The organism is Phreatobacter sp. (assembly GCF_022843985.1).
Classification (GTDB): domain Bacteria; phylum Pseudomonadota; class Alphaproteobacteria; order Rhizobiales; family Phreatobacteraceae; genus Phreatobacter.
This window is the reverse complement of record NZ_JALHMP010000013.1, coordinates 95,652-116,171: the sequence shown is the minus strand read 5'-3', so window position 1 is coordinate 116,171 and position 20,520 is coordinate 95,652. Positions and strand designations below refer to the sequence as shown.

Annotated in this window: 20 protein-coding genes; 2 read left to right on the top strand and 18 right to left on the bottom strand. The window is 68.1% G+C overall.

Translation table 11 applies throughout. From position 1 onward, the window contains the following. The 12 genes from Q0C57_RS11270 to Q0C57_RS11215 form a co-directional block, all read right to left on the bottom strand. The coding region (locus tag Q0C57_RS11270) for a hypothetical protein (protein ID WP_296576388.1) at positions 1-225 on the bottom strand (225 nt) is incomplete at its 3' end. A gap of 86 nt (positions 226-311) precedes the next feature. Continuing rightward, positions 312-2,999 (bottom strand): DNA translocase FtsK, encoded by a 2,688-nt coding sequence (locus tag Q0C57_RS11265; protein WP_296576386.1) that lies wholly within the window; start codon positions 2,997-2,999, stop codon positions 312-314. Positions 3,000-3,224: 225 nt separating this feature from the next. Then, on the bottom strand, positions 3,225-4,718 hold the full coding sequence (locus Q0C57_RS11260; protein WP_296576383.1) for an ammonium transporter: 1,494 nt from the start codon (positions 4,716-4,718) through the stop codon (positions 3,225-3,227). A gap of 44 nt (positions 4,719-4,762) precedes the next feature. Further along, positions 4,763-5,101, bottom strand: a complete 339-nt coding sequence (locus Q0C57_RS11255) for a P-II family nitrogen regulator (protein WP_106750014.1) — start codon at positions 5,099-5,101, stop codon at positions 4,763-4,765. 291 nt (positions 5,102-5,392) lie between these two features. Next, the gene (tesB, locus tag Q0C57_RS11250) at positions 5,393-6,250 is read right to left on the bottom strand and encodes an acyl-CoA thioesterase II (RefSeq protein WP_296576377.1); all 858 of its coding nucleotides are present in this window, start codon (positions 6,248-6,250) and stop codon (positions 5,393-5,395) included. 72 nt (positions 6,251-6,322) lie between these two features. Beyond that, a complete protein-coding gene (locus Q0C57_RS11245) occupies positions 6,323-7,114 on the bottom strand; it encodes an ABC transporter permease (protein ID WP_296576372.1) in 792 nt (263 codons plus the stop codon). After that, positions 7,111-8,013 (bottom strand): ABC transporter permease, encoded by a 903-nt coding sequence (locus Q0C57_RS11240; protein WP_296576369.1) that lies wholly within the window; start codon positions 8,011-8,013, stop codon positions 7,111-7,113. The genes Q0C57_RS11245 and Q0C57_RS11240 overlap by 4 nt, the downstream gene beginning before the upstream one ends. Before the next feature lie 3 nt (positions 8,014-8,016). Continuing rightward, positions 8,017-9,162, bottom strand: a complete 1,146-nt coding sequence (locus tag Q0C57_RS11235) for an ABC transporter ATP-binding protein (RefSeq protein ID WP_296576368.1) — start codon at positions 9,160-9,162, stop codon at positions 8,017-8,019. Between the two features lie 4 nt (positions 9,163-9,166). Then, positions 9,167-10,270, bottom strand: coding sequence for a polyamine ABC transporter substrate-binding protein (locus tag Q0C57_RS11230; RefSeq protein ID WP_296576364.1), 1,104 nt, complete (start codon positions 10,268-10,270; stop codon positions 9,167-9,169). A gap of 57 nt (positions 10,271-10,327) precedes the next feature. Further along, on the bottom strand, positions 10,328-11,767 hold the full coding sequence (locus Q0C57_RS11225; protein ID WP_296576362.1) for an amidohydrolase family protein: 1,440 nt from the start codon (positions 11,765-11,767) through the stop codon (positions 10,328-10,330). 54 nt (positions 11,768-11,821) lie between these two features. Continuing rightward, on the bottom strand, positions 11,822-12,601 hold the full coding sequence (locus Q0C57_RS11220) for an ABC transporter permease (RefSeq protein WP_296576359.1): 780 nt from the start codon (positions 12,599-12,601) through the stop codon (positions 11,822-11,824). 1 nt (position 12,602) lies between these two features. Next, the gene (locus Q0C57_RS11215) at positions 12,603-13,508 is read right to left on the bottom strand and encodes an ABC transporter ATP-binding protein (protein ID WP_296576356.1); all 906 of its coding nucleotides are present in this window, start codon (positions 13,506-13,508) and stop codon (positions 12,603-12,605) included. A 203-nt stretch (positions 13,509-13,711) separates the two neighbouring features. Between Q0C57_RS11215 and Q0C57_RS11210 the strand changes: the two genes are divergently transcribed. Next, entirely contained in the window at positions 13,712-14,203 is a 492-nt protein-coding gene (locus Q0C57_RS11210) for a CinA family protein (RefSeq protein ID WP_296576353.1), read from the top strand. A 248-nt stretch (positions 14,204-14,451) separates the two neighbouring features. Here Q0C57_RS11210 and Q0C57_RS11205 read toward each other — a convergent pair whose 3' ends face one another. The 6 genes from Q0C57_RS11205 to Q0C57_RS11180 form a co-directional block, all read right to left on the bottom strand. Further along, positions 14,452-15,888 carry a homospermidine synthase gene (locus tag Q0C57_RS11205; RefSeq protein ID WP_296576350.1) on the bottom strand — a complete coding sequence of 479 codons (1,437 nt, stop codon included), beginning with the start codon at positions 15,886-15,888 and terminating at the stop codon, positions 14,452-14,454. Positions 15,889-16,043: 155 nt separating this feature from the next. After that, positions 16,044-16,817 carry an enoyl-CoA hydratase gene (locus Q0C57_RS11200; protein ID WP_296576348.1) on the bottom strand — a complete coding sequence of 258 codons (774 nt, stop codon included), beginning with the start codon at positions 16,815-16,817 and terminating at the stop codon, positions 16,044-16,046. 85 nt (positions 16,818-16,902) lie between these two features. After that, entirely contained in the window at positions 16,903-17,469 is a 567-nt protein-coding gene (locus Q0C57_RS11195; protein WP_296576345.1) for a DsbE family thiol:disulfide interchange protein, read from the bottom strand. Next, the gene (gene ccmD / locus Q0C57_RS11190; RefSeq protein ID WP_296576406.1) at positions 17,466-17,648 is read right to left on the bottom strand and encodes a heme exporter protein CcmD; all 183 of its coding nucleotides are present in this window, start codon (positions 17,646-17,648) and stop codon (positions 17,466-17,468) included. The genes Q0C57_RS11195 and ccmD overlap by 4 nt, the downstream gene beginning before the upstream one ends. A gap of 8 nt (positions 17,649-17,656) precedes the next feature. Further along, positions 17,657-18,418, bottom strand: coding sequence for a heme ABC transporter permease (locus Q0C57_RS11185; RefSeq protein WP_296576343.1), 762 nt, complete (start codon positions 18,416-18,418; stop codon positions 17,657-17,659). Positions 18,419-18,538: 120 nt separating this feature from the next. Next, a complete protein-coding gene (locus tag Q0C57_RS11180; RefSeq protein ID WP_296576340.1) occupies positions 18,539-19,210 on the bottom strand; it encodes an outer membrane protein in 672 nt (223 codons plus the stop codon). 531 nt (positions 19,211-19,741) lie between these two features. Between Q0C57_RS11180 and Q0C57_RS11175 the strand changes: the two genes are divergently transcribed. Then, complete coding sequence (locus tag Q0C57_RS11175; protein WP_296576338.1) at positions 19,742-20,497, top strand: SDR family oxidoreductase; 756 nt, start codon at positions 19,742-19,744, stop codon at positions 20,495-20,497. Positions 20,498-20,520 lie beyond the last annotated feature (23 nt).

Here is a 20,520-nt window from a genome sequence, read left to right as displayed (position 1 = left end):
CTGGGCGGGAGGCGCGGAGGGCGCGCCGCGCGGTGGCGCCGCACCGCCCGCCGGACCCAGCTGGAGCGGCGCACCCTGCTGGGCGAGGAGGAAGGGCCGCTCGCTGGCCGCGGCCGGCATGGTGCCGGTCGCCAGGGCCATGCCGAGAACGGCGGACAGCACGACCGTCCGCCGCGCCAGCGCGGGACGGGACAGGCGATGGTTCGCGCAGGGCATGGCGGTCATCGTCGGTCCTCGGAGCGGCTCGGTCATCGGAATCATGGTGAAGGGCTGTTAGGCAGACGGTGGGGCGATTTCGAGGCGGGAGCCCGTCAGTCCGCCGCCTCCGGCATCAGGATCTCGCGCTTTCCCGCATGGTTGGCCGGGCCGACGAGGCCCTCGCGCTCCATCCGTTCGATCAGCGAAGCGGCGCGATTGTAGCCGATCTGCAGGCGGCGCTGGATATAGGAGGTGGAGGCCTTCTTGTCGCGGAGCACCACCTGAACGGCCTTGTCGTAGAGGTCGGCCGGTTCCTCGCCGAAGGCACCCTTGTCGAAGACGGCGCCGTCGTCGCCATCACCGTCCATGCCGTCATCGTCGTCGGTGGTGACGGCGTCGAGATAGTCCGGCGCCCCCTGCATCTTGAGGTGCCCGACGATGCGCTCGACCTCCTCGTCGGAGACGAAGGGACCGTGAACGCGGCTGATGCGGCCGCCGCCGGCCATGTAGAGCATGTCGCCGCGGCCGAGGAGCTGCTCGGCCCCCTGCTCGCCGAGAATGGTGCGGCTATCGATCTTCGAGGTCACCTGGAAGGAGATGCGGGTCGGGAAATTCGCCTTGATCGTGCCGGTGATGACGTCGACCGAGGGGCGCTGCGTCGCCATGATCAGGTGGATGCCAGCCGCGCGCGCCATCTGGGCGAGGCGCTGGATGGCGCCCTCGATCTCCTTGCCGGCGACCATCATCAGGTCGGCCATCTCGTCGACGATGACGACGATATAGGGGATCGGCTCGAGGCCCATTTCCTCCTGCTCGTAGATGGCCTCGCCGGTCTCGCGGTCGAAGCCGGTCTGGACGGTGCGGGTGAGTACCTCGCCCTTGGCCTTCGCCTGTGCCATACGGGCGTTGAAGCCGTCGATATTGCGGACGCCGAGCTTCGACATCTTCTTGTAGCGTTCCTCCATCTCGCGGACCGCCCATTTCAGCGCCACCACCGCCTTCTTCGGATCGGTGACGACGGGGGTCAGCAGATGGGGAATGCCGTCATAGATGGACAGTTCCAGCATCTTCGGGTCGACCATGATCAGGCGGCACTGGTCCGGGCGGAGCCGGTAGAGCAGCGACAGGATCATGGTGTTGATGGCGACCGACTTGCCCGAGCCGGTGGTGCCAGCGACGAGCAGATGCGGCATCTTGGCGAGGTCGGCGATGACCGGGTCGCCGCCGATCGTCTTGCCAAGCGCGATTGGCAGCTTCTCCTTGGCGGTGATGAAGTCCTGGCTCGCCAGCATCTCGCGCAGCAGCACGTTCTCGCGCTTGGCATTCGGCAGTTCGATGCCGATGGCGTTGCGGCCGGCGACGAGGGCGACGCGGGCAGAGATCGCCGACATCGAACGGGCGATGTCGTCGGCGAGGCCGATGACGCGGTTGGAGCGCGTGCCGGGCGCCGGCTCCAGTTCGTAGAGCGTGACCACCGGGCCGGGACGCACATTGATGATCTCGCCGCGCACGCCGAAATCGTCGAGCACCGAGGCCAGCGTGGCGGCATTGTCCTGCAGCACCTCCATCGACATGGAGGCGTCCCGCTCGGAGGGCTTGGGTTCGGTCAGCAGATCGAGCGGCGGCATCTCGTAGGTGTCGTCGGCCCCGTCCGGCGGCGGAAGCGGCAGTTTCTGCTGGATCGCGGCGGGGCGTGGCGCGGGGGCCGGCGCATGGATGCGCGGTCCGGCGACGGGCTTCGGCGACGGCTCCGAGGGCAGCGGCATGTCGTCGTCGGGCTCGTGGGCCGGAGCGATGCGCGGCGCTTCCACCGCCACAGGCTCGTCGGGCACCGGCCGGCCGGCCAGTGGCGCGTGATAGGTGCGCGGCTGGCGGTCGGGGGCGGCGGCCTCGATGACCGGTTCACGGCGGACGCCGGAAGTCTTCCGCGGCGCCGACAAGCCGTCGTCGTCCGGCTCGGTGAAGAAGGCCTTGGCCCGGGCGCCGAGCCCCGGAGCGGGACGAACCGCCGCTTCGGCCGGTGGTGCACCGGCCGCGCTGCGGGCGGTCTGCGGCGCCTCCGCCACCAGGCGGGCGAGGCGCGCCTTGGTCGACAGCACGCCATGGGCAACGGCGCCCACAGCACTCGACACCATGCCCCCGACGAGGCCTGGCTCATGGTCGTCGTCGTCGGCCGGACGCCGCGCCTTGGGCGCGATGCGCTCGATCTCCTCCTCCGGCGTCTCCGGCTCCGGTCGCAGAACCAGCCCGATGGCGGCAGCGAACAGGAAGAGGCCAACGAGGCCGGTCACCGCCAGCGCCACGATGCGCGACAGGCCGGTCATGCGGCCGAAGACGGCGGAGATGACGGTCAGGCCGCCGTCGCCGATCACGCCGCCGATGCCGGTCGGCAGCGGCCAGCCGGACGGGGAGGGCAGCAGCGAGGCGCCGACCGCCAGGATCATCGCCGCGCCGATGCCCAGCGGCACGCGCAGGCCCTCGCGGTCAAAGGGGCGGGCGCGCAGCATCAGCCAGCCCCAGATGGCGGCCACCGACAGGAGGACGATGGCGGCAAGGCCGAAGAGCTGCATCAGCAGGTCGGCGAGGATCGCGCCAGGTCGCCCGATCCAGTTCTTCACCGGCGCATTGGTGGCGTGGCTCAGCGAGGGGTCGCCGGCCGTCCAGGTGAGCATGGCGACGGCGGCGACGACAACACCCGCCAGAATGCCGAGCCCTGCGAGCCGGCGCAGCTGGCGCCGCATCGCGCCGCCCAGACCGTCGGGAACCAGCGAAGGTCCGGTGTGCCGGCGCACCACTGCCATCGTCATTCCATCCCATGCGAGCGAGGACCCGCGGCGGGGCGGCCCTGCGGCACGCCCTCCCCGGCAGGCCCTCCGGTTCAGGTGCGAACCTTAGCGAGGCAACGGTTGACGTTGGATTAACCATCGTCGCCCCCGGCCAGGCAGATCGACGGGACCGGTCCGCACCAATAAAAACCCCGGCGCATCGCTGCGCCGGGGAGTGTGAAGCCTGAAGGAGGGCAGGCGTCAGAGGTTGTAGGCGCGCTCGCCGTGCTCTGCGAGGTCGAGACCCTCGCGCTCGCGGTCCGCCGTCACCCGCAGGCCGATGATCACATCGACGATCTTGAAGATGATGAAGGAGCCGATCCCGGACCAGACGATGGTGAAGAGCACGCCCTTTATCTGGGCCAACATCGCCGTCCCGAAATCATAGGCGCCGACAGCGAGTTCGCCGGGCTTCGATTCGTAGTCAGGGATGCCGGCGCCGCCGAGGGCGGTATTCACCAGGATTCCCGTACCGAGGGCACCGATGATGCCGCCGACACAGTGGATGCCGAAAACGTCCAGCGTGTCGTCGTAACCGAAGGCGTTCTTCACCGTCGAGCAGAAGATGAAGCAGACGCCACCGGAGACGAGGCCGAGGACGATGGCGCCCATCGGGCCGGCAAAGCCGGCGGCCGGCGTCACCGCGACGAGCCCAGTAATGGCGCCCGAGACGGCTCCGAGCAGCGACGGCTTGCCCTTGGCGGCCCATTCGACGAAGAGCCATGACAGTGTCGCGGCACCGGTCGCGACATAGGTGTTGATCGCGGCCATAGCGGCAACGCCATTGGCCTCGAGGTTGGAGCCGGCGTTGAAACCGAACCAGCCGACCCAGAGCAGGGCGCCGCCAATCAGCGTCATGACCAGCGAGTGGGGAGGCATGAGCTCCTTGCCGTAGCCGATGCGCTTGCCGATGACGATGCAGCCGACAAGGCCGGCAATGCCCGCATTGATGTGAACGACCGTGCCGCCGGCGAAGTCGAGGGCACCCCACGAGAAGAGCAGGCCGGCATCAGCCTTGACCTCGGCGAGCTTCGCCTCGGCCGCAGCCTTGGCCGCCGCGTCGGAACCGGCGGCAGCAACCGCCTTGACCGCATTGGCGATGGCGTCGGGGCCGGCCCAGTACCAGACCATGTGGGCCATCGGGAAGTAGATGAAGGTGACCCAGAGCACGGTGAATAGCAGCAGCGCCGAGAACTTCACGCGTTCGGCGAAGGCGCCGACGATGAGGGCCGGGGTGATGCAGGCGAAGGTCATCTGGAACAAGATATAGGCATATTCCGGGATGACGACGCCGTTGGAGAAGGTTGCCGCCGTGGAATTGGCGTCGACGCCCATCAGGAAGGCCTTGGAGAAGCCGCCGACGAAGGCGTTCAGCCCGCCTCCCGAGGTGAAGGACAGCGAATAGCCGTAGACCACGTAGATGATCGAAACGACGGCAACGATGGTGAAGACCTGGGTCAGCACCGACAGCATGTTCTTGGCACGGACCAGGCCGCCATAGAACAGCGCCAGGCCGGGGATGACCATCAGCAGGACCAGATAGGACGAGAAGAGAACGAAGGCGGTGTCGCCCGCGGTCGGCTTCGGCGGGGTAGCGGCCGGCGCCTGCGCGAGGGCGGGTTCGGCAAGGGCCGCGGCAAAGCCCGCCAGCGCTAGCGCGCCGAGGCCCCACCTGGAAAGGCTCGATCTCATCATGTGGAAAATCTCCAGAGGCATGTCTTGTGCGGTGGGAGGGTGCGTCACAGCGCGTCGACGTCGGTTTCGCCGGTCCGGATGCGGACGGCGTGCTCGATCGACGTCACGAAGATCTTGCCGTCGCCGATCTGGCCGGTCTTGGCGGCGCCGGCAATGGCCGCGACCACCTTCTCGACATCCGTGCCGGGCACGGCGACCTCGATCTTCAGCTTCGGCAGGAAGCTCACGGCATATTCAGCGCCGCGATAGATCTCGGTATGGCCCTTCTGGCGTCCATATCCCTTCACCTCGGTGACGGTCAGGCCGTGGACCCCGATCCCCGTCAGGGCGTCTCGGACCTCCTCCAGTTTGAATGGCTTGATGATCGCCATTACGATCTTCATGTCGTCATCCCCGAATTGGCTCCGTTGGGACGAGGTCCTGCCGAAGCGTGTGTGTCTGCGAGCGGACCGCAAACCCGAAGGCCGCCGTCCGAACCGCAATCAGGGAATCAAGTCGCGTGCCACAGTCGAATCGTGGCGTTTTTCGAAGCATTGCCAATGGGTTGAGAAGGCCTCCGGTGGCCGCGGTCGGGCCCGGGAGTGACCAATGCCGCATTTTTAGGCAGACACAGGAGGCTGCCCCGGTTCAGCCGTCTTCGGCCCGGACAATTGCCCATGAACGAGGCAGCCGCCTCAGCCGCGCTTCTTCCGCAGCAGGCCTTCCTGGGCCACGGAGGCCACCAGCACGCCCTGTCGCGTGTAGATCGAGCCGCGGGTAAACCCGCGCGCGTTCTGCCCGGACGGCGAATCATGGGCATAGAGCAGCCAGTCGTCGGCCCGGAACGGCCGGTGGAACCACATGGCGTGGTCGAGGCTCGCCGCCTGCACCGACTGGTCGAAGAACGAGCGGCCATGCGGCACGTTGGCCGCGTCCAGCAGCGTCATGTCGGAGGCATAGGCGAGCACGCAGCGGTGGACGACGGGGTCGTCGGGCAAGGGAGCGGTGGTGCGGATCCAGACATGGAACTTGCCCTCCGGCTGGCTCTCGCCGGTATAGCGGCCGAACTCGACCGGGCGGATCTCAATGGGCCGCTCGCGGGCGAAATAGGCCTTCATCGCCTCGGGCATATGGGCATGGAAGAGCTGGCGCACGTCGGTCTCCGACTTCAGCGCCTCGGGCGGTGGCACGTCCGGCATGGCAAACTGGTGCTCCTCGCCCTCCTCCTCGACATGGAAGGAGGCCGAAAGCGAGAAGATCGCCGCCCCGTGCTGGATCGCCCGCACCCGCCGGGTGGAGAAGCTGCGCCCGTCCCGCACCCGCTCGACCTCGTAGATGATCGGCGCCTTGGGATCGCCCGGCAGGACGAAATAGCCGTGCAGCGAATGCGGCCGGCGTTCCTCCACCGTGCGGCAGGCCGCCACCAGCGCCTGGCCGATGACCTGGCCGCCGAAGACGCGCTGCCAGCCGTCCTGCGGGCTCTTGCCGCGGAACAGGTTCACCTCGAGGCGTTCGAGGTCGAGGATTCCGAGGAGATTGGCGACGGCGGACATGGGCGCTCGCGGAACGGACGGGGTATCCCGCCAGAAATCACCGTCGCGGCCCCCGGGTCAACCACCCGGCTGTCAATGCGCCGCGGCGCTGCGCTTGGTGGCGAGCGAGGCGGCGATCACCAGCACCGTCACCGCAGCGATCATCAGGGTGGAGATGGCGTTGATCTCCGGCGTCACGCCAAGCCGCACCTGGCTGTAGATGCGCATCGGCAGGGTCGTGGAGCCTGGCCCCGTCGTGAAGGAAGCAAGAACGAGATCGTCCAGCGACAGGGTGAAGGCGAGGAGGAAGCCCGCCACCACGGCCGGGGCGATGATCGGCAACGTGATGCGCCAGAAGACCTGGGCCGGCGTCGCGCCGAGATCGGCCGCCGCCTCCTCCAGCGACCGGTCGAAGGTGACGAGCCGCGACTGCACCACCACCGCCACGAAGCCGCAGGTGAAGGTCGCATGCGCCACGGTCACCGTCCAGAAGCCGCGGTCGATGCCGAGCGACACGAAGAGCAGCAGCAGCGACAGGCCGGTGATCACCTCCGGCATGACGATCGGCGCATAGACGAGCCCGGAAAACAGCGTCCGGCCGCGGAACCGCGCATAGCGTGTGAGGGCCAGCGCTGCCAGCGTGCCCACCACCGTGGCGAAGGCGGCCGAGGCTGCGGCGACCTTCAGCGTCATCCAGGCGGCGTCCATGAGCTGGCGGTTCTGCCAGATGGCGGCATACCAGCGGGTCGAGAACCCGCCCCAGACGGTGACGAGCTGGCTCGCATTGAAGGAGAAGATCACCAGGATGACGATCGGCAGGTAGAGGAAGGCGAAGCCCAGCGTCAGGGCCGTGGCGTCGAGGGCGCGGGAGCGCTGCGAGGTCATCGTCCCGCCTCCATCTGCCGCGCTTGCTGACGCTGATAGACCATGATCGGCCCGACGAGGATGACCAGAAGCAACACTGCCACCGCCGAGGCCACCGGCCAGTCGCGGTTGGAAAAGAACTCCGTCCACAGCGTCTTGCCGATCATCAGCGTGTCGGAACCGCCGAGCAGATCGGGGATCACCACCTCGCCGGTGATCGGGATGAAGCAGAGAAAGCAGCCGGCCACGATGCCGGGCAGGGACAAGGGCAGGGTGATGCGCCAGAACGCCTTCCAGGGCGGGCAGCCCAGATCCTGGGCGGCCTCCAGCAGCGTCCGGTCCATGCGCTCCAGCGTCGCGTAGAGCGGCAGCACCATGAAGGGCAGATAGGAATAGACGACGCCGATCAGCACCGCCGTCTCGGTATTGGCGATCTGGAGCGGCGTGCCGATCAGCCCCAGGCCGAGCAGCAACTCGTTGAGCAGGCCCTCCGGCTTGAGGATGCCGATCCAGGCATAGACGCGGATCAGGAAGCTCGTCCAGAATGGCAGGATCACCGCCATGACCAGGATCGGCCGCCAGCGTTCCGGCGCGCGCGCCATGGCATGGGCGATGGGATAGCCGATGACGAGAAGGATGGCCGTGCCGATCGCGGCGATGCGCAACGAGGCGAGGAAGGCGTCGACATAGAGCCGGTCGCCGACGATGACACCGTAATTGTCGAGGGAGAGCTCGCGCGCCTTGGCGAACCAGCCGGCCGGCCCATCGGCGAGCCCGAAGACCGGCACATAGGGCGGGATGGCGGTCGCCACCTGCGACAGCGACATCTTCGCCACAATGGCGAAGGGCACGAGGAAGAACAGCGCCAGCCACAGATAGGGCACGAGAATGATCGTGCGGCGGGTGGCGCGCTCACTCATGGCTCACCGCACCAGCAACAAGAGCGCGTCCGGCGCCACCGCCAGCTTCACCGCCTCGCCCGTTCCGAGCGGCCGCTCGATGCTGCGCGCGGCATTCGCCACTGCCGCCTTCAGCCGGAGGCCGGAGACGTCCACGTGATAGGTCGTGCGTCCCCCGAGATAGCCGATGTCGTGCACCGTCCCGGAAATCACCGCGCGGCCATTGGAGATCGCCTCGCCTCCCCGCACGATGCGTGTCTTCTCCGGCCGCCAGGCCACTGCCACCATCTGGCCGACCGCCACGCTGTCCACGGCATCGGCGACGGTCAGATCGCCGACCGCCGTCGCCACGGTGACGCGACGGCCATCGCAGCCCGAAACCGTCCCCTCCACCAGGTTGATCTCGCCGATGAAGCCTGCGACGTGGCGCGTCGCCGGCGCCTCGTAGATGACGGGCGGCGTTCCCACCTGGGCGAGTCGCCCCTTGTCCATGACGGCAATGCGCGTCGCCATGGTCATGGCCTCGTCCTGGTCGTGGGTGACGATGATGAAGGTGAGGCCGAGCCGCTCCTGCAGCGCCATCAGCTCGAACTGCGTCTCCTCGCGCAGCTTGCGGTCGAGGGCGCCGAGCGGCTCGTCGAGGAGGAGTAGCTTCGGCCGCTTCACCAGGGCGCGGGCAAGCGCCACGCGCTGCCGCTGACCGCCGGAGAGCTGGTGCGGCCGACGCCCGGCGAGGCCCTCGAGCTTCACCATCCGCAGCGCCTCGGCGACGCGGGCGCCGACCTCGTCGCGCGGCCGGCCGTCCATCTCCAGCCCGAAAGCGATGTTCTTCTCCACGCTCATATGCGGGAAGAGCGCGTAGGACTGGAACATCATGTTGACGGGCCTGACATGCGGCGGCAGGCCGGCAAGGTCCTGTCCGGCCAGCAGAACGCGGCCGGCACTCGGCGTCTCGAACCCTGCGAGCATCCGCATCAGGGTGGACTTGCCGCAGCCGGACGGACCCAGCAGGGCGAAGAACTCGCGCTCGTAGACGGCGAGGGTCAGATCGGAAACGGCGGTCTCCGCGCCGAAGCGCTTGGTCACGCCGTCGAAGACCACGAGCGGCTGGGCAGCCGGCTCGTCCCAGGGCGCGAAGGCGCCACGGGCAGGACGTTCGGGAGGCTCCACGGCGCTAGCGGCCGGTCTTCGCCCGCGTCCAGGCGCGGGTGATGACGCGCTGCAGACGCGCGTCCGGACTGGTGACGGTGAAGAGCCGCGCCATCACCGCATCCGGCGGATAGACGGAGGGATTGTCGCGCACGGCAGGCGCGATCAGCGGCTTCGCCGCCAGGTTGCCACTGGCATAGGAGACGAAGCTCGCCACCCTGGCGATGACTTCGGGGCGGTTGAGGTAGTTGATGAAGGCATGGGCCAGGTCGGCATTCGGCGCATCGGCCGGGATCGCCATCTGGTCGAACCACATCTGCGCGCCTTCCTTCGGGATGACATACTGGATGTCGACGCCGTTGCCCGCCTCCTTCGCCCGCTTCTGCGCCTGGAAGATGTCGCCCGAATAGCCGACGGCGAGGCAGATGTCGCCATTGGCCAGCGCCGCGATATATTCCGACGAGTGGAACTTGGTGACGAGGGTGCGCAGCTTCTGCACATGGGCGGCCGCGGCCTCCCAGTCCTCGGCCCGCTTCGAATTCGGATCGCGACCGAGATAGCGCATCACCGAGGGCAGGAAATCCTCGACCGTGTCGATGAAATGGATGCCGCAGTCCCGGAACTTCGCCAGCGTGTCGAAATCGAAGGCCAGCTTCCAGGAATCGAGCGGCGCGTCGGGCATCCGCTCGCGGATCTTGGCGACGTTGTAGCCGATGCCGGTGGTGCCCCACAGATAGGTCACCGAATAGGCATTGCCGGGATCATAGGCGGCGACCCGGCGCTGGATCTCCGGCCAGAGATGGACGCGGTTGGGGATCTTCGCCATGTCCAGCCGCTGGTGGACACCGGCCGCGATCTGCCGCGACAGGAAGGGGGCCGAGGGCACGACGATGTCATAGCCGGTGCGCCCAGCGAGCAGCCGGGTCTCCAGCACCTCGTTGGAATCATAGGTGTCGTAGGTGATCTTGGCGTTGAATTCGCGCTCGAAGTCGCGCAGCACCTGCTCGTCGATATAGTTCGACCAGTTGAAGATCCGGAGCTCCCTCGGGGCCTGCGCGGCGGCGGTGGCGGCGAGACCGAGTGTCGCGACGCCGGCGAGGGCGAGTTTCGCGAGGAAGCGCAGGACCATGATGCCATCCTTGATCAGTGGGAAGGGGGATGCGGCAATCTAGGCCAAGCGGCCCGTTTAGCAACAGCCCAGCCGCTCAGTGAAGTGGCGGCAGATTGTCGTCTCCAGCTCCGGCAGGACGGCCCGGAACCGGTCGGAGCCGGCCATCCCCGCCCTGAGCCGGCTGCGGACCTCCCGATGGATGGCCTCGGCGTCGATCCCCGTCACCGTGCCGTCCCGCACGATGGTGCGGCCGGCGACGATCGTCTCCTTGACGTGGCGGGCCGTGGCCCGCGCGAACAGCAGCTCCACCGGCTCCACCGGCATCAGCGCGTCAGCGTCGAGCAGCGCCCGGTCGACAAGCACGAGATCGGCCGGCGCCCCCGGCGCGAGGCGTCCGGTCACCGGCGAATTCAGGGTCCGGTGGCCGGTGGCGAGCACGGCGTCCAGCACGTCGGCCGGGCTGAGTGCGCGGTCGAATCCCCAGCCGGCATGGAGTGACCAGATCAGCCGCATTTCGCGCAGGAGGTCGTCGTCCTCGTCGAAGGCCTGGCCATCGATTCCGATGGCGAGTTTCACGCCCGCCTTCAGCATGGCGGCCACCGGCGCGAGGCCCGAGCGCAGCGCCAGGTTCGACGAGGTATTGACCGAGACCGTGACGCCCGCCTCGGCCAGGAGTTCCAGTTCGTCGGGCCGCGCCCAGACGCAATGCGCCAGGGTCAGGCGCGGCGACAGGAGGCCGATCTCCTTCAGATAGGTGACGATGCCCTGCGGAAAGGTGCGGTCGGCATAGTCGCGCTGGTAGCGCGTTTCCAAGAGATGCATGTGGACCCGCCGCCCCGTCGTCGCCGAGGCCTGGGCGATGGCCTCCAGCAGATCCGGCGTGGCCCATTGCACGCCCTGCGGACCATATTGCACGTCGACCATCGGCCCGCCGATGGCTTCGGCCACCGCATCGACCCGTTCGAGTTGTGCCGCCACCGACAGCGGCGTCACCGACAGGAAGCGCCTTTCCACCTCGGCCCGCGCGTCGCCTGAGAGCTGGTCGAGGACCGGCACACTGTCGCCATAGACCAGCGGGTTCTGGTTGCGCATCGCGAGGGCGAAGGCGATGCGCAGCCCGGCGTCCGACGCCGCTCGGGCCACCTCCCGGACCTCGTCGACATAGGGGGTCAGGCCCTGCACGCCGGTATAGTGGACCATGGTCGCCCCCTGTCCGCCGGCGACGGCGCGGGCGAAGGGCGCGGCCGCCGCCAGATAGGGATCGAGCGGCGCGAAAAGCCTGAGGCGGTGCAGCCAGACCTCCAGCGGCCGGCCGAAGCCGCCGATGGAGGATGTGCGGATGGTGCGGCCGTGGTCATGGGCATTGGCCAGCGCCGGCATGACCACGAGGTCGTCATGCACCGCCCCCGCCGGCAGCGCCTCGACCGCGGTGATCCCGTCGCTGTCGAGCGTCAGCCGCGAAGGTCCGCGGGTGCCGTCGCGGTCGATGAGGGCGGAGCAGGTGATGATGCGCATAGGGGTCTCCGCTGGCAGGACGGCGGGCGACTGTGCCTCACGGCCTGGATCGCGTCACGTCACCGCCAGGTCCTTGCGGTGGGCCCAACCGGTGACGCGGCTCTCGGCGATGGAGAACAGCGCATAGAGCCCGACGCCGAGGCCGGCGAGGATGAAGAGGCCGGCAAAGACCAGCGGCACGTTGAAGGTGGAGGAGGCCACCATCATCATGTTGCCGATGCCGCGGTTGGAGGCCACCGTCTCGGCCACCACCGAGCCGACGAAGGCCAGCGTCACCGCCACCTTCAGCGAGGCGAAGAAATAGGGCATGGAGCGCGGCAGCGAAACGTTCCAGAGAATGTCCCACTTCGACGCCTTCAGCGTCTTCATGACGTCCTCGAGCTCCGGCTCCACCGTGGCGATGCCGGTCGCGACATTCACGACGATCGGGAAGATCGAGATGATCGCCGCGGTGAGAATGGCCGGCACGGTGCCGGCGCCGAACCACAGGACGAAGATCGGCACCACCGCCACCTTGGGGATCGAGGAGATGCCGACGAGGAGGGGATAGGCGGTGTCATAGGCGAGGCGCGAGGAGCCGATCCCGACGCCGAACAGGATGCCGATGACAACGCCGATGGCAAATCCCACCAGCGTCGTGAACAGGGTCTGCGCCGCATGGGGCTGGATCGCCGGCCAGTACTCGATCAGCGAGGCGATGATCTGGCTCGGGCGCGGCAGCACGATATCGGAAATGCCGCCGACGAGACAGGCGAGCTCCCAGACGACGAAGACGCCGATGATCAGCGCGATGGAGGCGGACTTGCGCCGCACCAGGTCCAGGATCCCGTCCATGTCAGTGCCCTCCCGCCTGGACGATGCCGGTGCCGCCGCGGGCCGCGACGATGAGGCTGCGCAACTGCTGGTTCAGCGCCACGAAATCCGGCTCGTAGGTCATGTCGATGCTGCGCGGGCGGGCAAAATCGACGGGCGAATCGTCGAGGATCCGGCCCGGCCGGGCGCTCATCACGCAGATGCGGTTGGCGAGGAAGGCGGCCTCGCGCAGGTCGTGGGTGACGAGGAGCACGGTGGTCTTCTTGGCCATCCACAGCTCCTGCATGATCTGCCAGAGCTCCTCGCGGGTGAACTGGTCGAGGGCGCCGAAAGGCTCGTCGAGGAGCAGCAGATCGGGTTCGTGGACAAGGGCGCGGCAGAGGTTCGCCCGCTGCATCATGCCGCCCGAGAGCTGCCAGGGATATTTGTCGCCGAAGCCGGCGAGGCCGACCTGGGCCAGCAACGCGTCGGCCCGGTCGCGGAACTCGCCCCGCCGCTTGGCCCTGAACTGCGACCGGAACGGCGCCACGATCTTCAGCGGCATCATGACGTTGTCGCGGATGGTGAGCCAGGGCAGCAGGGTCGGATTCTGGTAGGCCATGCCGATGCGGATCGGCGTCGCACCGATCTCGCGGCCGGCGACGAAGACATGGCCGGTCGAGGGCTTCAGCAGGTCGCCGACCAGCTTCAGGAGCGTGGACTTGCCACAGCCTGAGGGGCCGACAAGCGCAACGAAATCACCCTCGTGGATGGCGAGGCTCGTCTCCGCCAGGGCCTGGACCTGCTTGTCGCCCTTGCCGAAGCGCACCGAGACCTTCTCGAAGGCGATGAAGGGCCTGGCATGGGAGACCCGTGGCGATTTGCCTGATTTCTGGGCAGCCATGTCGTCATCGGGGATGGCGGCGACAGCGGCGAGGGCGCGGGTCATGGCAAATCCTGGCTGGGCGGCGCAGCGGCGCTGAACCCCGCCTCCTTGTGGCAAGACGGATGCCAAGCGGTCGCTCGGCCAGCGTCCATGGGACCGCCCACAGGACCGCCGGCGACACCCGCGCCGGCTCCGCCCGACGGCCGCGTTGCACCGCCCCGCCGGCTCGGGCAGGGTCCGCCAACCGTTCCAGATCGGAGACGTCCATGGATCTCGACGCCATCGCCACCCGCATCGGCCGCCTGCTGGTCGACCGGGGGGAAACCGTCGCCGTGTCGGAATCCTCCGCCGGCGGGCTCATCTCGGCGGCCCTGCTCTCGGTCCCCGGCGCCTCGGCCTATTATCTCGGCGGCGCCGTGGTCTACACGCCGAAGGCCCGCGACGCCCTGCTCGGCATCTCGACCCGGCAGATGGTGGAATCCGGCATCCGCTCGGCCTCCGAGCCCTGGGCGGCGCTGATGGCGAAGACGATCCGCGAGCGCCACGGCGCCACCTGGGGCCTGTCCGAGACGGGGGCCACCGGGCCCACGGGCAACCGCTACGGCGATCCCGCCGGCCATGCCTGCCTCGGCCTCGATGGTCCTACCGTCATGGCCACGACCCTGCGGACCGGGTCGGACGACCGCGCCGCCAACATGCGCGCCTTCGCCGCCGCGGCGCTCGGCCTGTTCGAGGATGCACTGGAGAGCCGCGCCTGAGGGCGGCTGTCACGAGCCAGAACGCCCCACCCGCACCCTCCCCTCGCTGGCGCGAGGAGAGGGGGACTACAACCGACCGCCTCTTCTTCGCCGGTCGTGCCTGGCTGAACCGCTGTCCGGATATACGCGACGTCGAAGTCCCCTCCCCTCGCCAGAGGGGAGGGTGCGGGTGGGGCATTCCTTCAGTGAACAAAAAACGAAGGGCGGACCTGAGGCCCGCCCTTCGCATGCGATCCGTGTCGCCCGGCTCAGTCGCGGACGAGAATATTCCTGAACTGCCAGGGATCGGAGGTGTCGATGTCCTCCGGGAAGAAGCCCGGGCGCCCGGCGAGCGGCGTCCAGTCGGTATAGGTGCCGATCACCGGCCCGAGATAGGGCCTCTGCACCTCGAGGCAGCGGCGGAAATCCATGTCGTCAGCCTCGACGATGCCGGCCTCCGGGTTCTCCAGCGCCCAGACCATGCCGGCGAGCACGGCCGAGGTCACCTGCAATCCGGTGGCATTCTGGTAGGGGGCGATGCGCCGCGTCTCCTCGATGGAGAGCTGCGAACCGTACCAGTAGGCATTGCCGGCATGGCCGTAGAGCAGCACGCCGAGTTCGTCGATGCCGTCCTCGATCTCGTTCTCGTCGAGGATGTGCCAGCTATCCTGGCGCTTGCCGGCGGCGCCGAACATCTCGTGCAGCGACAGCACCGCGTCGTTCGCCGGATGATAGGCATAGTGGCAGGTCGGCCGGTAGGTGACCTTGCCCGAGGCATCGCGCACTGTCAGGTAATCGGCGATGGAAATGGCCTCGTTATGGGTGACGAGGAAGCCGTACTGGGCGCCCGGCGTCGGGCACCAGGACCGGACGCGGGTATTGGCGCCGGGCTGCAGCAGGTAGATGGCGGCGCCGCAGCCGGTCTCATGCGTGCCGGCATTGGCCGGCATCCAGGTCTCGTGCGTGCCCCAGCCGAGCTCGGCCGGCTGCATGCCTTCCGACACGAAACCCTCGACCGACCAGGTGTTGACGAAGACATTGGGCGGCTTCGGCTTCTTCGAGCGCTGGGTATCGCGCTCGGCGATGTGGATGCCCTTGACGCCGACCCTGGCGGCGAGCGCTGCCCATTCCGCCTTGGTCTTCGGCTCGGTGAAATCGACCTTGTGGTCGGTGGCGACATTGAGCAGCGCCTGCTTGACGAACCAGGACACCATGCCCGGATTGGCGCCGCAGCAGGAGACGGCTGTGATGCCGCCCGGATTGCGCTCCCGCGCCTCCAGCACCCGCTCGCGCAGCATGTAATTGGAACGCGCGGCCGGACCCTTCGACGTGTCGAAATAGAAGCCGGCCCAGGGCTCGGCCACCGTGTCGATGTAGAAGCAGCCGAGTTCGCGGCAAAGCTCCATGATGTCGACGGAGGAGGTGTCGACCGACAGGTTGACGCAGAAGCCCTTGCCGCCGCCGGCGGTGAGCAGCGGGGTCAGCAGGTCCTTGTAGTTCTCCTGCGTGACATGCTCCTGCACGAAGCGGATGCCGCGCTCGTCCAGAAGCTTGCGGTCGGTGTCGACAGGATCGATGACCGTCAGGCGCGCCTGATCATATTTGAAATGCCTCTCGATCAGCGGCAGCGTGCCGCGGCCGATGGAGCCGAAGCCGATCATGACGATCGGACCGGTGATTTCATGATAGACGGGCCATGAGCTCATGCGAGGTCTCCGCTCTTGCATGGAAACTGAAAACGGGTCCGCGGCGGCAAAGCCGGGACCCGGTTGAGATAGCGGCGCGTTCTTGGACATGCCGCGCCCCGTCCGTCAACACCCTCTTCGCATGACGCGATGATGACGAGGGGTTCGCCCCCCGCTCAGCGCGACCGGCCCCTGGACTGGACGCCCTCCCGGCGGGCCGCCAGATCCGCCGGAGCAAGGGCGCTGTTGTGCTGCCGCGACCAGTCCGCCTCGAGCGCCATCGCCTCGCCGAAGGGCAGGCTGTAACCCGCGTCCATCAGACGCTTGTAACCGGCGAGAAAGCCCGCATCGACCTCGGCGATCTCGCCTGCCAGCGCCAGCACCTCGGTCATCAACCCGCCCGGCGGCACGGTGCGGCTGACAAGGCCCCAGGCGCTGGCTTCGGCCGCCGTGACGAACCGGCCGGAAAAGGCCATTTCCTTCGCCCTGGAAGGGCCGATGATGCGGGACAGCTTCTGGCTCAGGCCCCAGCCGGGAATGACGCCGACGCGCTGATGGGTATCGGCGAAGCGCGCGGTCTCGGCGGCGATGAGAATGTCGCAGGCGAGCGCCAGTTCGACTCCGCCGGTGATGGCGACGCCGTTGATCGCGGCGATGACCGGCTTCGGGCACTGCTCGATGGCGCGGACCGGATTCGGCCTCTCGCCGCCCTCCGCCGTGCCGAGCAGGCCCGGCGCGGAGCCCAGTTCCTTGAGGTCGAGACCCGCGCAGAAGGCACGCTCGCCGGCCCCGGTCAGCACCAGGACCCGCGCCGTTTCGTCGCGGCCGAGGGCGGCGACCGCGGCCGTCAGCGAGCGGATGAGCGACTGCGACAGGGCGTTCATCGCCTGCGGGCGGTTGAGGATCAGCACCGCCACAGGCCCGTGGCGTTCGATGAGGAGTTCGGTCATGGCGTTCCCTCCGCTGCCCGCACCAAGTGTGCGGTGGCCCGGCACACGGCGCATCCCGGCGTTTCGGGGGAGGCTTCGCCCGGCCCTACCGCGCCAGCGCCTTCTCGACCTCCGGCCGGATGATCCCCGCCAGCACCTGCGCCGTGATCGGCCCGACATGCTTGAAGAGGATCGTGCCGTCGCGGCCGACGACGAAGGTCTCGGGCACGCCATAGACGCCCCAGTCGATCACCGCCCGGCCGGCTGGGTCGACGCCGACCAGCGCATAGGGATTGCCATTGCGGCCAAGGAAACGGCGCGCATTGTCCGGCTGGTCCTTCTGGTTGATCCCGGCAATGCGAATGCGCGTGTCCTTCGCCAGCTCCATGAGGAACGGATGCTCCTCGTGGCAGGGGATGCACCAGGAGGCGAAGACATTGACCACGGTGACATGACCGGCGAGGTCGGCGGTGCGGAAGCCTGGCCGGTCGAGGCCGGCGAGCGGCGCGAGGTCGAATTGCGGCGCTGGCCGGCCGATCAGGGCTGAGGGCAGACGCTGCGGATCACCGCGCAGGCCGACGAGGAAGACGGCAACCAGCGCGGCGAAGAGCACCAACGGGAGATAGGCGAACCACGAGCGGCGCTTCGGCGCCGGGGTTGCTGTATCGGTCACGACGAAAGGTCTCCGCCGCGGGCCGAGCGGCGGGTGATGCCGCGGGCCTCGAGATCCGCCAGCCGCGCCTTCTGGGTGCGGTGGTCGACGACGATCCAGCCGGCGACCAGGCCAAGGGTAATCACCGTCACCGCATAGGAGGCGAGGATGAAGCCGGTATGGGGATCGGAACCGAACATGATGGCGTTCACTCTCCCGGAACCGGCGCGGCGCCCGTCGGCATCTCGCGCTGCGCCGCCACCATCTGCATGGCACGCACCCGGCGCCGCAGGATCTCGTTGCGCATCGCCGCCAGATGCAAGGTGACGAAGAGCAGGGTGAAGGCGATCGCGGCGACCAGCAGCGGTGTGAGGATGGACGGATGGATCGTCGGGCCGTCGAGCCGGAAGACGGAGGCCGGCTGGTGCAGGGTGTTCCACCAGTCGACGGAGAACTTGATGATCGGCAGGTTGATCGTTCCGACCAGTGTCAGGACGGCAGCGGCGCGGCCGGCCCGACCGGGATCATCGACCGCGCGCCAGAGCGCCATCAGGCCGAGATACATGAGCAGAAGGATGAGCTGCGAGGTCAGCCGCGCGTCCCAGATCCACCAGGTCCCCCACATCGGCCGGCCCCAGAGCGAACCGGTTGCGAGGCAGATGAAGGTGAAGGCCGCCCCGATGGGCGCCGCCGCCTTGGCCGAGACGTCGGCAAGCGGGTGGCGCCAGACCAGTGTGCCGATCGAGGCCGCCGCCATCAGCGCATAGCAGAACAGCGACAGCCAGGCCGAAGGCACATGGACATACATGATCCGGACGGTGCTGCCCTGCTGGTAGTCGGCGGGCGAGCCGAAGAAGGCGAGATAGAAGGCGATGGCCATGACGATGGCGGTCGCGGCGGCGAGCCACGGCAGCGCTCGCGCGACCAGCGCGATAAATCGGGTCGGATTGGCCAAGTCGGTCAGCGCCATGACCATTTTCTAGAGCGCGGGGGCCGGGCTGGCAATGCGGCCGATCAACCGCGGCCGGCGAAAAACGACGACGGCCCGGGCGAACCCGGGCCGTCGGTGGACACGCCTGCGTGAGGCGGATCAGAAGCGGTAGTTCACGCCGGTGCGGATCGTGTGGCTGTTCATGCCGATGCGCGGGGCACCGCTGAGCGCCGTGAAGGCCGAGCGGCCGAGGTCGGTGTAGCGATACTCGACAAGCGCCGAGACGTTGCGGGTGAACATGTATTCGCCGCCGACGCCGAGCGTCCAGCCGGTGAGCGACCGGGTCTGGCGGGCGACCGCCGGAGCGAGCTCGCGGGCCTGGATCTGGCCGAGGGCGAGACCACCCGTGGCGTAGAGCAGCAGGTTGTCCTGCACGGCATAACCGAGGCGGGCGCGCAGCGACCCGTGCCAGTTCTCGCTGGCGCGGACGTCGACGGCCGGGCCGGCGGAGACGAAGCGGCGCGAGATGCTGCCATAGGAGATGTCACCGGCGACGCCGAGGACGACGCGGTTGATCTGCCAGTCATAGCCGGCCTGCAGGCCGCCGAAAATGCCCGAAGCGCTGCCGAGCCCGTATCCGGCATTGTTACGGAAGTTGGAGGCGAAGGCACCGCCAAGATGGGCGCCTACGGAGAAGCCGGTCCACACGCCGGCCGGAGCGACCGGGGCATAGACGGCGTCGGCGATCGGCTGGCGGCGCGGAATATCCGCTGCGAAGGCCGGGGTGGCGAGGGTGGCGACCGCAGCCGCGGCCCAGATGAACTTCTTCATGGTCAACTCCTGTCCCACGAACGGTGCCGGCAAACGGCAGCGCCCCTGTTGTGATGCGGTGAAAAATCCATAACCGCATTCATTCGAATTTTCGCGTGTTCCTTCGCCGTGTCCTTAATGGAGCGTTACCGAAGGAAGATGGCATAGCCGTCGGCCAACGCCACGCTTCTCATTTTCATCGGTTATTGGCTGAAATGAGGCGCCTTAAGCCAAGTCAAATTGGGAAAGATTCGGTTACTTCTCGCCTTATGAAAAATCAATATTATAGATTTTAAAATATTTACTGAAATTCGTCGCTTGTCATGTGTCACAATCATGGCAGCCGGCGGGCCTTCCTCGGGCTGCGGCAGTGAACCGGGGTCCCGGAACCGGCGTAGAGCATGACGCAGTGTGACAGGACCTGCGGGCGCAAGTCGATCGTCCTGCCGATACTGACGCCATGCGGGACCGGCCCGGTAAAGTCGCCTGTGGCAGATCGGCACCACCGGGACCATGTCGTCGCCGCGAGCGGCACCAGGGATGGAAACGCAGATGAGCGAGATCGGCACGGCCCTGGTGACGGGCGGCGCGAAGCGGGTCGGCCGCGCCATCGTCGAGGCTCTGGCAGCGGCGGGCTATGCCGTCGCCATCCATGCCAACCGCTCGCAGGGCGAGGCCGATGCCCTGGCGCGGCACATCGTGGCGGCGGGCGGCCGTGCCGCCGTCGTCACCGCCGATCTCGCCGAACCGGCCGATGTCGACGGCCTCATCGCCGCCGCCGTGGCCGCCCTCGGCCCGCTCACGCTGCTGGTCAACAATGCTAGCGAATTCGCCGACGACCAGCTCGGAACCTTGACGCGCGAGGTCTGGAACCGTCAGTTCCGCGTCAATATTCAGACCCCCTCCTTCCTCGCCCAGGATTTCGCGGCGCAGGCCCCGGCGGGGTCGGCCATCGTCAACATCACCGATCAGCGGGTGCTGAAGCCGACGCCGCAGTTCTATTCTTATGCGCTGACCAAGGCGGCGCTCGCCGCCGCCACCGTGGCCATGGCCCAGGCCCTCGCCCCGCATATTCGCGTCAATGCGGTCGCGCCGGGTCCCAGTCTCCAGGGTCATCGCCAAGGTCCGGAGGATTTCGCCCGCCAGACCGCCGCCACCCTGACCCGGACCGGCAGCCCGCCCGCCGAGATCGCCCGCGCCGTGCTCTATCTCGCGGGTGCCACAGCCGTCACCGGCGTCACCATCCCGGTCGACGGCGGCCAGCACCTGATCTGGCAGACCCCCGATGTGGACGGCGTGCGGGAATAGCGGTCCCGCCATCGCTGATGCCA

What these genes read in the sequence shown, in the direction of transcription:
- Q0C57_RS11240 (WP_296576369.1), bottom strand. Translation starts at nt 8,013, where the DNA reads ATGAGTGAGCGCGCCACCCGCCGCACGATCATTCTCGTGCCCTATCTG.
- Q0C57_RS11255 (WP_106750014.1), bottom strand. Translation starts at nt 5,101, where the DNA reads ATGAAGATCGTAATGGCGATCATCAAGCCATTCAAACTGGAGGAGGTC.
- Q0C57_RS11220 (WP_296576359.1), bottom strand. Translation starts at nt 12,601, where the DNA reads ATGGACGGGATCCTGGACCTGGTGCGGCGCAAGTCCGCCTCCATCGCG.
- Q0C57_RS11230 (WP_296576364.1), bottom strand. Translation starts at nt 10,270, where the DNA reads ATGGTCCTGCGCTTCCTCGCGAAACTCGCCCTCGCCGGCGTCGCGACA.
- Q0C57_RS11185 (WP_296576343.1), bottom strand. Translation starts at nt 18,418, where the DNA reads ATGGCGCTGACCGACTTGGCCAATCCGACCCGATTTATCGCGCTGGTC.
- Q0C57_RS11210 (WP_296576353.1), top strand. Translation starts at nt 13,712, where the DNA reads ATGGATCTCGACGCCATCGCCACCCGCATCGGCCGCCTGCTGGTCGAC.
- Q0C57_RS11200 (WP_296576348.1), bottom strand. Translation starts at nt 16,817, where the DNA reads ATGACCGAACTCCTCATCGAACGCCACGGGCCTGTGGCGGTGCTGATC.
- Q0C57_RS11265 (WP_296576386.1), bottom strand. Translation starts at nt 2,999, where the DNA reads ATGGCAGTGGTGCGCCGGCACACCGGACCTTCGCTGGTTCCCGACGGT.
- Q0C57_RS11215 (WP_296576356.1), bottom strand. Translation starts at nt 13,508, where the DNA reads ATGACCCGCGCCCTCGCCGCTGTCGCCGCCATCCCCGATGACGACATG.
- Q0C57_RS11175 (WP_296576338.1), top strand. Translation starts at nt 19,742, where the DNA reads ATGAGCGAGATCGGCACGGCCCTGGTGACGGGCGGCGCGAAGCGGGTC.
- Q0C57_RS11245 (WP_296576372.1), bottom strand. Translation starts at nt 7,114, where the DNA reads ATGACCTCGCAGCGCTCCCGCGCCCTCGACGCCACGGCCCTGACGCTG.
- tesB (WP_296576377.1), bottom strand. Translation starts at nt 6,250, where the DNA reads ATGTCCGCCGTCGCCAATCTCCTCGGAATCCTCGACCTCGAACGCCTC.
- Q0C57_RS11180 (WP_296576340.1), bottom strand. Translation starts at nt 19,210, where the DNA reads ATGAAGAAGTTCATCTGGGCCGCGGCTGCGGTCGCCACCCTCGCCACC.
- Q0C57_RS11205 (WP_296576350.1), bottom strand. Translation starts at nt 15,888, where the DNA reads ATGAGCTCATGGCCCGTCTATCATGAAATCACCGGTCCGATCGTCATG.
- Q0C57_RS11225 (WP_296576362.1), bottom strand. Translation starts at nt 11,767, where the DNA reads ATGCGCATCATCACCTGCTCCGCCCTCATCGACCGCGACGGCACCCGC.
- Q0C57_RS11260 (WP_296576383.1), bottom strand. Translation starts at nt 4,718, where the DNA reads ATGATGAGATCGAGCCTTTCCAGGTGGGGCCTCGGCGCGCTAGCGCTG.
- ccmD (WP_296576406.1), bottom strand. Translation starts at nt 17,648, where the DNA reads ATGTTCGGTTCCGATCCCCATACCGGCTTCATCCTCGCCTCCTATGCG.